This is a genomic window from Alteromonas oceanisediminis (assembly GCF_018474025.1).
GTDB lineage: Bacteria > Pseudomonadota > Gammaproteobacteria > Enterobacterales > Alteromonadaceae > Alteromonas_E > Alteromonas_E oceanisediminis.
Window position 1 is genome coordinate 1 of record NZ_JAHCTA010000009.1, and the last position, 11,742, is coordinate 11,742.

At 47.9% G+C, this 11,742-nt stretch carries 11 protein-coding genes; 5 read left to right on the plus strand and 6 right to left on the minus strand.

The window, feature by feature from the left end; all coding sequences use genetic code 11:
* Positions 1-399: 399 nt before the first annotated feature.
* Positions 400-648: a hypothetical protein gene (locus tag KIU71_RS14680; protein WP_214132057.1), complete on the minus strand. Its 249-nt coding sequence runs from the start codon at positions 646-648 to the stop codon at positions 400-402.
* 191 nt (positions 649-839) lie between these two features.
* On the opposite strand from KIU71_RS14680, the gene KIU71_RS14685 reads away from it, so the two are divergent.
* A complete protein-coding gene (locus KIU71_RS14685; RefSeq protein WP_214132058.1) occupies positions 840-1,730 on the plus strand; it encodes a hypothetical protein in 891 nt (296 codons plus the stop codon).
* Between the two features lie 61 nt (positions 1,731-1,791).
* Here KIU71_RS14685 and KIU71_RS14690 read toward each other — a convergent pair whose 3' ends face one another.
* Positions 1,792-3,714, minus strand: a complete 1,923-nt coding sequence (locus tag KIU71_RS14690; RefSeq protein ID WP_214132059.1) for an alpha/beta hydrolase family protein — start codon at positions 3,712-3,714, stop codon at positions 1,792-1,794.
* A gap of 93 nt (positions 3,715-3,807) precedes the next feature.
* Positions 3,808-4,470: an alpha/beta fold hydrolase gene (locus KIU71_RS14695; protein ID WP_390881913.1), complete on the minus strand. Its 663-nt coding sequence runs from the start codon at positions 4,468-4,470 to the stop codon at positions 3,808-3,810.
* Positions 4,471-4,660: 190 nt separating this feature from the next.
* Between KIU71_RS14695 and KIU71_RS14700 the strand changes: the two genes are divergently transcribed.
* The gene (locus tag KIU71_RS14700; RefSeq protein WP_214132061.1) at positions 4,661-5,734 is read left to right on the plus strand and encodes a CNNM domain-containing protein; all 1,074 of its coding nucleotides are present in this window, start codon (positions 4,661-4,663) and stop codon (positions 5,732-5,734) included.
* 33 nt (positions 5,735-5,767) lie between these two features.
* Here KIU71_RS14700 and KIU71_RS14705 read toward each other — a convergent pair whose 3' ends face one another.
* Positions 5,768-6,217, minus strand: a complete 450-nt coding sequence (locus KIU71_RS14705; protein ID WP_214132062.1) for a DUF2059 domain-containing protein — start codon at positions 6,215-6,217, stop codon at positions 5,768-5,770.
* Between the two features lie 376 nt (positions 6,218-6,593).
* Between KIU71_RS14705 and KIU71_RS14710 the strand changes: the two genes are divergently transcribed.
* Genes KIU71_RS14710 through KIU71_RS14720 form a run of 3 tightly spaced genes read left to right on the plus strand, consistent with a single transcriptional unit; the run spans position 6,594 to position 8,697 of the window.
* Positions 6,594-7,034 carry a DoxX family protein gene (locus tag KIU71_RS14710; RefSeq protein ID WP_214132063.1) on the plus strand — a complete coding sequence of 147 codons (441 nt, stop codon included), beginning with the start codon at positions 6,594-6,596 and terminating at the stop codon, positions 7,032-7,034.
* 56 nt (positions 7,035-7,090) lie between these two features.
* Positions 7,091-7,786 carry a pirin family protein gene (locus KIU71_RS14715; RefSeq protein ID WP_214132064.1) on the plus strand — a complete coding sequence of 232 codons (696 nt, stop codon included), beginning with the start codon at positions 7,091-7,093 and terminating at the stop codon, positions 7,784-7,786.
* A gap of 14 nt (positions 7,787-7,800) precedes the next feature.
* Positions 7,801-8,697 (plus strand): LysR family transcriptional regulator, encoded by an 897-nt coding sequence (locus KIU71_RS14720; RefSeq protein ID WP_214132065.1) that lies wholly within the window; start codon positions 7,801-7,803, stop codon positions 8,695-8,697.
* On the opposite strand, the gene pdsS is transcribed toward KIU71_RS14720, so the two are convergent.
* Positions 8,687-10,858: a proteobacterial dedicated sortase system histidine kinase gene (pdsS, locus tag KIU71_RS14725; RefSeq protein WP_214132066.1), complete on the minus strand. Its 2,172-nt coding sequence runs from the start codon at positions 10,856-10,858 to the stop codon at positions 8,687-8,689. The genes KIU71_RS14720 and pdsS overlap by 11 nt on opposite strands.
* A gap of 2 nt (positions 10,859-10,860) precedes the next feature.
* Entirely contained in the window at positions 10,861-11,559 is a 699-nt protein-coding gene (gene pdsR, locus KIU71_RS14730) for a proteobacterial dedicated sortase system response regulator (RefSeq protein ID WP_214132067.1), read from the minus strand.
* Positions 11,560-11,742: the final 183 nt, after the last annotated feature.

Sequence of the window (11,742 nt, forward strand, 5' to 3'; positions counted from 1 at the left end):
GTTGTGGCGAAAATCCTAGCGTAAGCGGGCACCCACACAGTGTATTCGAAAGGCCGCATCAGCGGCCTTTTTTGTGCGTGCGATTTGCTCTGTTGACTCATTGACGAGCGGGTTTAGCCTTCTCAAACACGCCGTGAATACGTCCGTGTAGGCTCGACATCTGCTTCCCTGCAGACGATGGTTTGCGAAGGCTAATCCCACTGCTGTACGCCTGAAACGTAGGACGTAGTCAAAACATTAAGAGTGGTAGCAGGGAAGCGAAGTTGGGCTTGTTGCGTCAAAGGCTGTTTGGCAAGGATGCCAAACACGCAGCCTACAAGGATGTATTGACGGCGACTTTGTAAGCAATTTGCCTGACTACGCTGGGAGTGCGGGGAACAACAGCGATTTAAAAGGAAGTTAACCACCAACTACTCCATTCATCACGCCCATACGCGTCCGACACGAACACGCTGAGCCAATAAGATCTTGCCGGCCTAATGGGCACGCACTGATTTTACACTCTTGGCAGTAACCAATATGACACGTAGACCCGAATGACACACTAGCAGGCTCTTCACCGTTGGCCTGTTTGCGTTCGCCATCTGTGTAGGTTACACACCCTTGTATAAGAAAAAGTACGGCCAAGAGGTATTTGATTTTTGTCATACAAAAAGTCCTTCGATTACATTTCACAATCTCATTATAGCCGTTTCAACCACGGCGCTTTTGTAGGCAGTTTGTATAACTGCCCTGGGAGTGCGGTAGACAGCAGCGACTTTCGACGCCGAGCACAGTCAGTTGCGGTTGTGTCTTTACTCCCCTATAGTTGATCATATCCTAGGGAATGAGCAATGCACGTGCATACTGTAATAATTTTGTTATTACTCTGTTTTATCAGTGCTGGCGTGTATGGCGATGACACGGACGTACCTGCACCCGCCGTGTTAGTGTTACATACAAAAACCGATTTTGAAGACGACTTAGCGTCGGACTCGGTCTTGGGACCTTTAACTCAAGCTCACAAACTACTCTTTGCCCAAATGGATCAGAGCGTAAATCTTGAGTTTACCTCATTGGCGCGCGCCGACCGATTGCTACAGAAGAGCCAGCCGGTTTGTGCCTTGTTTCGGCGCAAAACGCTCTCACGACAACAAGCCTATCTATTTTCATTGCCCATCGCGTTTGGCATCAGCCACGCACTATACCAACAGGCGCTCTCCGCGCCGATTGATCGCAGGTTTTTAAATGAGCAAGGTGAGGTGATGTCCTTATCGGCACTGTTTGATGCCCGACCTCATGAAAATATTGTTGTCATTGCGAACGCGTCTTATGGCAATGCATTAGATAATCATATTGCTGCCATCAATGCTGACCAGAAAGCGCTGCGGTATGCTGCGGATGTGAACAATTCCCAAGCGAAAATGTTGGCGAAAGGTCGCGCTACATTTGCGCTGCTTACGCCGGCGGAAGAGGCTGCTCACCGACAGCAGTATGGGCCACAAAATTTTAGAGTTTATACTATCGAGGGCGTTCCCAAGTTGGCAAAAGCGCATGTCATGTGCAATCGCCAGCCGGCATCGCGGCGTTACATCGCACAAATTAACCGTGCACTTGAGGCAGTGTACACCGCCCCGACTATGCATCAGGCCTACCAACAGACTCACAGCGAAAGCCATTGGGGTATTATTCGTTCCGCGCTGCAGGAGTATTCTAATCAAGCTCGCGTTACGAGCCTGGTAGAACCATAGCTTTCTGCGCGGCTTGCTTAAACCTAGTCTGAAACGTTTAGCAAATGCTCAAACTTTACGATTAGTGCTGCTGCAAAAATGCCAAGCTTTCCTCAAGTAAAGTTTGGCGTGTCGAAGACTGTGTAAACCAGTGGTCAGCTGACGGCGCAATCAACAATAGCGCATCGTTGTTACCCTGATTGGCGAGTTGCGCATACATGTTTTTTGAATGCTGAACGCGTACCACGGTATCGCGTTCGCCGTGAAGGAGCATGAGAGGTAGCGTGTGTTTTCCGCCCAATAGCTCAGGAGAGACCCGATTAAGCTTAGCGGTTACGTCATCGCCTTTAATATAGTGTTGGGCCAATATTTTAGGGTCGGCGCCTTTAATTTCTTCAATTTGAATGAGGTGCTTCAAATTGCTCACCCCAGCTGATGAAAGCGCACAGCGATATAAAGACTGCGCTTCTACTGCAGCCATCATCGCCACATAACCCCCATAGCTATGGCCCAGAATACAGGGTTTTTTACTCGCGACTTTGCCACTTTCCATTACGGCGCGTGTTCCTTCATACACATCTTGTTGCATCCGTTGCCCCCACTCACCAATGCCCGCTTCCTCATAATCTGAACCGTAACCCTCAGAACCTCTGAAATTGGGCTGGTAGACGGCGTATCCATTCGCAACAAAGAAGTCGCGGAGCCAGTCGAACGCAGCATCGTCGCGGCGGTGCGGTCCGCCGTGGGGAAGCACTAATAGCTCCGATTTTTCAGCAGTGGATTGCGGTAGCGTCAGGTATCCATAAATGGTTTTCCCATCACTTGCCTCAAAGTTAAATGCTTGTGTGCGCCCTAGCATCTCACCGCTTACTCGAGGGTAGGATTTGCCCAGCAAACTTAATTCGCCCGCTTTTTGATCGTAGAAAAAATATTGTGGCGCAAAACCGCCGCCGCTCACCCGTAAAGTATAGCGGTTGCGGTCGCGCGAATAGGATGTAATTTCGATCTGTGAATCAGGGAAAGTGGCCACTAAATCGGCATAAACCTTTTGTAACGGCTCATCGAAAACAAAAAAATGCTCCAAGTGGTCTCTTATGGCCGATACGCCAACCAGTTTGCCCGTGTGCAAGTCTTGGCGATAGGCATCATAAGTATCAAATGTGTCGAAGGTAACCAGCGGAGTAGGTTTTCCTTGCAAGTCATTCAGCGGCACTGAATAGAGCCCTAATGTAGAGGATGCAGACCGGCTTAAAATATACGCAGTTTCCCCTTTGACAGAAATGATTTGTGGCATAGCCAAGTCACGCTTGTCGTCAATCGTTGCTTGTGAGTAGTCATCGGTCTCGATGTCTCGCCATTGGGTTTGCCATTGCTCGCTGTTGTCGTCAAATTGTTGGTAGCCTAAAAGCTCACCTTCATCGTCCACGATCCAACGGTATCCCTCAGATTCAGCGCTGAAAAACGACTTGATCAGTGTCTGGCTCCCGTCAGACAGATTAATTTTAAACAAACCGATACTCTGAGGTTGTCTGGCGCCGGCACGATAATAGTTAGACACCAAAATAGCGTCAGGCTGTTTTGGCAGGGTATGAACGAGTTGAGCGCTTTGAACATTGTACCGATATCGCTCTCCCGTAAACGGCCAATACGCTTCGCCGGTTTGCGCGTTTAACAGTGCCGTACGGAAAAGCGTAACCCACATCTGTTTAGCTTCGTTGAAATAGGGAATGGACAACGAAAACATCATGCGTTCGTCACTGACCCAGCGTAAGCCGCGAATATCGCCTTCATTGACGGCAAAGACGACCGGCTTTTCACTTCCTGCTAACCCTTGTATGACGATAGCATAATTGCCTTTATTAAATTGCTTATACGCCAGTCGTTGTCCATCAGGAGAGATTTGCATCGATTCGACTTGAGGCATTTGCGCAAAGGCGTTGACCAGATTTTCATTTGCCAATAGTGAGGTTGTGAAGAAGTACAGTGCTGCAACGGCGTATTTCATGCAGAAATCCTTTTTTGGAGGGGCTATCCATGTTCCCCGATCATAGCCTGAACGTATCACTATTAGCAAAAGATCTGTGAGTGCAATAACACCTTATTTAATCAATTGGTACTGCTTCACGGCGGTATCGGTTTGCAACCCAAAATGACCCAAAACATAGGTATAAGATGCATTCTCATTCCAAATCCTGCTGCTGTGCACGCCGCCAACGCTGCACACCCCGGTAGCGCACACAATCTGATCGATATTACTTTTGATGGAATACACTCTGTCACCCAGAGGAGCACCGCTTAATCCATCTAAAAACGGGCTTTGAATTGATAATCCATAACGACCGCACGTGGATGACCAAACATTAAAAGGGTATGTACCGCAGGTGCGCAATCCACGAAATGCGCCAGCGATACCAACGAACGCGTCAACCCGGTTTGAAACGGCGAGTTTGTCTATCTGCTGTGCTGCCAAAGTCGCTCCCATCGAATGCCCAATCACGTCTATACGTCCTGTGCACGAGCGACTCAGTGCAGATTGGATAGCATTACGTACAGGCGTTTCCTCAGCGCCGCGGTGGTTATTGCATGCTGCACAGGTTTTGCTGCCCCAATTGGGCCGTAGGATGTCATTCGCTGCGTAGCCTTTGCTGCGCAAGTAGTTGTAGGTCTCGTCCCAACTATCGGGTGAAGCGGTGTTCCCGTGCACCAATACTACAGCATCTTTACAGGCAAAAACCGCGCTTGAGCACACAGCAACAAGCATTAACAAGGTAATTTTTAATAAGGATTTCATCGCCGTAATTCTCTTTTATGTTAATTGAATGTTAACAATAGAATGTGGCGCTGCGATTGAATATAGTACTTTGGTGCTGCTTTTTCGAACGAATTGAAATTCCCTTGCTCCTCAAGCTGCGCACTGCATAATAGACACTTAATTAACAAAGGACTTAGTCATGTTTTTGCTGTTGGTATATGTGCTCGTTGCGCTCGGATTTTCATTTTTGTGCTCAATAGCTGAAGCGGTGATCCTGAGTATTTCGCCAGCCTATATTTCGTCACTTAAACAGCAGAAAAGGCCATCAGGTAAGTTACTTGAAAAACTGACCGTTGATATAAACCAGCCCTTAGCAGCGATTCTTTCATTAAATACGATTGCCCACACAATGGGCGCAGCTGGTGCGGGGGCGCAAGCGGCGGCGGTTTTTGGTGATGCTTATCTTGGGTTGATCAGCGCTGTCCTAACCCTGCTGATATTGGTGTTTTCAGAAATTATCCCTAAAACGTTAGGAGCCACTTTCTGGCGTCAACTTGCGCCAATGACGGCATTCTTTTTGAAGTATCTAATCATCGCACTGTATCCGTTCGTAAAAATGTCAGCGTATCTCACTAAAGGCTTCAAAGAGGACTCGCCGTTAAGAGGCTTAAATCGCAATGAGCTGCAATTAATGGCTAAGCTTTCTGCTGAAGAGGGGCAACTGGCATCACAGGAAGTCGCTTTTGTGCAGAACGTATTGAACCTGCATAAGCTACAAGTGAAGGAAGCTGTCACACATCGTACTCAAGTGTTCTCAGTCGACGAAAATACCGCCGTTGAAGTCTTTTTTCACAAACATTCAGGTATTGAGTTTTCGCGCATCCCCGTTTTTGAAGACGGCGATAACGAGAAAATCACCGGTTACGTGATGCGCACTGACCTATTGCTTGCACAGGCTAGAGGGAACGGTGCTAAAGCGTTGCGTGAATACGTAAAGCCATTAGTGACGTTATTGGGAACCATGCCGTTGTCTTCAACCTTCAACTATTTCATTGATAATCAAGTGCATATGCTTTTGGTGGTTGATGAATACGGCGGCATTGAAGGGATATTGACGCTGGAAGACTTGCTCGAGAAACTACTCGGTGTCGATATTATCGATGAAAAAGACAACACTGTAAGCATGAAGCGTTTGGCGCGTTTGTTCGCCAAACGTCGAGATAAAATCCTCGCGGAGTCGAGCGTTGACCAAAATGCGGACGGTATTCAATAGCGTTGTATAAGCGTGAAATTGCAAAGCACCTAGTTATGACGGCTTTGTGTCCTCAATCATCTGAGTTAAATAAGGCCTTATCTTGGTCATGTATTGATGCCCATATTCGATCATTTCTTTATCTATCTCAGGTCTTAAGTCTTGATATTTTTTACCTGTTTGCGTTTCCAGAAAAGAAGATGGAGCGCCATTTTTAAAATATCTAATTAGTTCGTTTAGCTCCTGTTGATTAAACTTTTGAGAATAAATCGGCGTCATATTGTTACGCACTGGTACCCATGAGTAGTATTTTTGTTCCCATTTTTCGATTGTACTTCTATGGGGCTCTAGTGATGGATCACTCATGATGAGTATATCTGTCATTTTTCCTTCGTACTGTGCAAAAGATTCTTTCATACCATTTACTTCCAATAACTCATGAACCAAAGGATTTGCAAAGCTATTAGCATTGATAAAGAAAAGAAAAAATAAAACGAGTCTCATACACCCTCTAAAACAGTTATAGACACAATGACTTCCTGTGAAATCCTAGCCTGGGCATTTTCGTGGGTTAGCTGAAAGCCATCGGGTGCCGACCGGAACCATAATTAGTTTGCTTAAGACTAAATCATTTGGGGGCTGGCATGAATAAACATAGCATGATTTTTATCGACTCGGATACGCACAGCGAGTTCCACAAAGAAGCTTATTGGTAATCCATTAATTATTTAGCCCCTGCGAGGCTTGAAAGCCTTAATTCAAAAAATTTGAATGAGTTGTCTAAAATGTTCCGCTTTCAGTGGTGCGCTACTCACACCATAATTTACATATCAGCTCAGCTGAACATTTAAATATTTTGACAATACAAGGAACTAAAGCTATGAAATCAATCGTATCTACTGTACTTAAAACAGATGAAACCTTAGCACCTGTGGCATTGCGTTTAGTCGCAGGCATCATCTTTACTGCCCATGGAGCGCAAAAATTATTCGGCTGGTTTGGCGGGTATGGTCTAGAGGGTACCGGCCAATGGATGGCATCCATCGGCTTAGAGCCAGGTTACTTTATGGCGCTTATGGCGGGCAGTGCGGAGTTTTTTGGCGGGCTTCTGTTATTGTTAGGCTTGCTAGTGCGCCCGAGTGCGATAGTGTTGGCCATCACCATGCTGGTGGCAATTTTTACGGTGCATTGGCCAAATGGCCTTTTCATGAGTAACAACGGTTATGAGTTTGGTCTGGCGCTGTTAGCCATGGTCGCTGCACTGGGTATGAGTGGTGCGGGTAGATGGTCTTTAGACCGTGTAATCAGTGCAAAAGTGTAGGCTACCTAAGCGGTAGCCTTTTCCAAAAATGATTTGTTAATCTGAGGAGTATCATCATGATCACTACAAGAATGGCGAATGAACGTGGTAGCGCAAACTTTGGCTGGTTGAATAGCCAGCACAGCTTTTCGTTCGGGCAGTATTATGACCCAGCACATATGGGCGTATCTGCCTTGCGCGTGATAAATGATGATAAAGTGAGCGCAGGCGCTGGATTTTCCACACACGGCCACAGCAACATGGAAATCATTAGCTTTGTAACGCAAGGCGAGATGATCCATAAAGACAGTGAAGGCAATGAGCAACGTCTTCCAGCCGGTGAATTTCAGCTGATGTCGGCTGGGCGTGGTATTATGCATAGTGAGTACAATGCTTCTGCCACAGAACCGTTGCACTTTCTGCAAATATGGATCCAGCCGAATGTGCAGGGCGGACAACCGAAGTATCAGCAAAAACGCTTCGCGCGAAGAGAAGGGCTGTCGCCGGTTATCACTCCGGATGGTCAAAATGGTACGCTGTCAATAAAACAGGATGCTCAGCTTAGCGAACTGTACTTAACAGAGCGTCGTGCGGTAGATGTGAGCTTGGCGTCAGCAAGGCGCTACTATGTGCATGTAATAAGTGGCAGTTTGGAAGTTAACGGCGTGGCTTTATCGGCCGGTGATGGAGCGACCATCAAGGATGAGGCGCAATTGCAGCTCACCAAACACTCAGAACACGCTGTGCATGCATTATTCTTCGACCTTCCTTAATAGGAGTGTAAGATTTGGCCTACCCCATCAGTCTGGAAGCACTTAAGGTCATTGCGACGATACAACAGAAAGGCAGCTTTGCGGCTGCCGCTGAGGCGCTGTTTAAAGTGCCCTCTGCACTTACCTACACGGTCAGCAAGTTAGAGCAAGAGCTGGGCGTTACTGTGTTTGATCGCTCAGGTCATCGGGCGAAGCTAACCGCAGCAGGGCATCTGGTGCTATCCGAAGGGCAACAGCTACTGGATGCCGCACAGCGGCTAACTGAAAAAGTCAAAGAACTTGAGTCCGGTTGGGAGCCTCGCTTGACCATTGCTGTTGATACGGTATTGCCGTGCCAACCCGTGTTGCAAACGGTTGCTAGGTTTTGCGAGCTGCAAAAGCCGGTCAATATCCAATTATTAGAAGAAGTACTTGGCGGGGGGTGGGATGCATTGACTACGCAGCGAGCTGATCTCGCCGTGGGGTTAAGTGGCGAAACTGCCATTGGCAATTATGATGTAAAGCCAATCGCCAATGCTGAGTTTGTCTTTGCGGTAGCGGCAACGCATTCTTTAGCGTCTGCCCAAGAGCCGATTGCCAGCGACCATGTCAGTCAATACCCCGCGATTGTCGTAAAAGATTCATCGCGAACACTACCGGATCGTTCATCAGGCCTGTTTGCCGCTCGGCAAACCGTTCACGTTACCTCAATGGCGCATAAAATTGCTGCGCAAGTCAGTGGCGTAGGGGTGGGGTTTCTACCTTTGCATATGATCCGCCAGCATCTTGCAAATGGTGAACTGGTGATCAAATTCACTGATATCCCACGCCCGCCAATTCCCTTGTATATCGCCAAACGCAAAGACACTCAAGGCAAGGCTGCGCAATGGTTTTATCAGCAATTAAGCGATGTGAGCTGGTTTACAACATAAAACTGCACATCACACACACGCCGGTTTTGTCCGGCAAGTTGGTTATTTTAATATCACCGCGATGAAATTCAGCAATGATGCGTGCAATGTACAGCCCCAAGCCTAAATGAACTGAGCCGGGCGGTTCGTTCAGCTGTGCAGAACGGACTGACACCATGCTCTGGAAAAGCTCATTTTGCAGGCCATCGGGCAACAACGGGCCCTGATTAGTCACGGTAAGAAACGCTTTATTACCCTCGCGCCACAAGTGCAGCGTGATGGGCGTGCTTGTGCTGCTGAATTCAACCGCATTTGAGACAATTTTATCGAGCATTTGCGCGAACAAATCGGGAACGCCGTTTAGCGGTATCTGAGGCGCACTGCACTTCAAAGTAATCTCATTGGCGGTGTAGATGGTTCGATAGCTGTCTGCGCACCCATTCACCACGCTAACAACATCAAAAGACACTTTTTCGGTGCTGGCCAATGCCGATTCCAGCCGAGTGGCCTCGCTCATTCGTGTCAGAATATGGCTGAGCCGGTTGATGCCGCCTAATGCGCGCTCCACAAATGGCTGTTGCTGCTCGGCAGATTTTGCGAGCGACAAATTTTCCAGAGATGATCGTACAATCGCCACCGGTGTGCGCAATTCATGCGATAGGCGTGACGCCATGTTCTCCAGATACTGGTTATAGTGACTCAACCGATTTAACACATTTCCGAAGGATGCAGAGAGATCGCCAATTTCATCGAATCGTGCCATCGGCTTGAGCTGGCCGATGATCTTGCCGTTGTCATCAATCACGGCCTCGGTCTGATCGCGCAGTCGACGGATACGATTCGAAATTCGGGTTGAAAACAGCATGATCATTAAAATGGCTAAGGTCATCACCGCCAACATGCCATGAAACAGTTCTTCCAATGCCTGATTTCGAACGGTTCGAATGCCATTGGTCGTTTGTTCAACGATCACAGCACCAATCACTTTATCGGCCAAATAAATCGGGTGAGCTGCGCTTAAGATGACCGCTTTATTGTCTGGGCTGAGCCGCCACAATGCATCGGCCTGACCTGTCAGCGCGTTGGCGATATCTTTGCCTTGCAGCGCATAAGCATTATCCAATTCATCGATAAAGTCGTTACTTGGTTTCGTCAGAACGGTGTAATACAGCGGCAACAGGTAGTTTTGCTCCAGTTGATGCCACCATCGAGGCGCGTTCGACTGCCTGCGCACGGGCTGCAACCCTACGGCATCCTGAATACTCCCAGAGCGGGCGAGCACGCGCAGGTGCTTGTCTACCACCCAAACACGTGAATTAGTATATTGCAGGCTCTTCAACAATCGCTCAATGTCCGTTGACTGTGTGGCGATCGTACCTAAAGACTCCTGTTGATTAGGGTCAGCGGTACCGATAGCGCCCACTTTCGTTCGCCGGCGTGAATCGTCAACATCGACAAGCGCAAACGCTAAGTCACCGGATGTCATGGCTAACGGAAATCGAATTTCGATATTGTAGCCGTCGGGTGTATCCACCCAGCGCCCTTGAATGCGGTTTTCATTTCGTAGTGCTTCATAATTATCGACACCAGGTTTTAATTGGTAGCCATTAACCCAGCCGCTAGCGCGCGGTGAAATCACATAGCGCTGTACCTCAGAGTCTTGTGGAGTCATAGCAATAAGTAAGTGGTCACTCTCATCAACAGCTAAAGAGTTTGGCCCACGAAAAACCCAGACATCGTCTTTAACCGCAAACATCGCGTAAACCCATTGCTGATACTTGCCCACCGCATGGGTAAATGACAACGTATTCGCTGACATTGATGCTTGACCGATGTCAGGTATTTGATGTTGCTCATCATAAAAGCGCGTCAGCGGTAATGCTGACGTCCAGTCATTAAATTGCCCATCAAGTTTGATCGGTTCTCGCATCGGAACAGCGTAAAGATCGGTCCCCGGCCGCACAGTCTCGCGCTGGGTGGCGGGCGAGCTAAACAAGTTTTCGCGCTCGTGCAGTGCAGTAGCCACGGCTCGCGCCGTACCGATCATGGTTTGCTCTTGACCACTGCGCAAGTAGGCTTCTAACTCCCACACATAGCGATAACCGATGAGCGGAATAGCGAGCAGAAAACCTGACATCAACAGCAGTTGAAAACGGATGGGAACGCGTAAACGAAGTTTCATTACTATGAGGTCGTTGGGCTACGCCAGCGGTATCCCATACCATAGAGCGTTTCAATCGCATCGAAGTGTGGATCGATTTGCACAAATTTTTGTCGGATACGCTTGATGTGTGATGTGATCGTCGTGTCATCGACCACCATTTTTGAGTCATCCATCAATTGCTGACGACTCTTCACGTGTCCGTGATGTTTTGCCAAAGAAAATAACATCCAAAATTCAGTGACGGTCAGGTCAACCGGCACGTCGCGCCAACTGACTTGCATGCGATTACTATCAATGGACAGCTCATCAACGTGAATAATGCTGCTTTGGTCGATCGGCTTATTACTGAGCTCAAGCCGTCTGAACAATGCCGAAATTCGGGCAAGCAGGTGGGGCAATGAAATATCTTTGGTTAAATAGTCATCTGCGCCCATGCGCAGCCCACAGACGGTATCAATATCGTTATCGCGCGCCGTAAAAAATATAATGGGTAAACTGGCTGAAATTTGTCGAAGCGCCTGACACAGACGAAATCCGCCGTCATGCTCGTGTTTTAAGCCGATATCAATAATCACCAAATCGGGCAGGCGCTCATTCAGTGCTTTCTCTGCATCTGCGCGATTATCGTAACCGGTGACGTGGTACCCCTGGCTCTTAAGCGCTTCGGTGTAGTTTTCTCTTAGCGCGACATCATCTTCAACCAGTACAATTTTTTTCATGTTGTTGTTACTAATATTTGCCCAAGCCCTATTGTACCGCAGAAAAGCAATGCTGCTGACTTCGTGACACAAATTCCACGATGCTGCCACATTTTCGCCACATTAGGTGCTACAAACCGAATGATTTGGTCTCAACCGGTTTCGCCATAATGTCGACATAATTGTTCAGCAGATTGCCTCAAT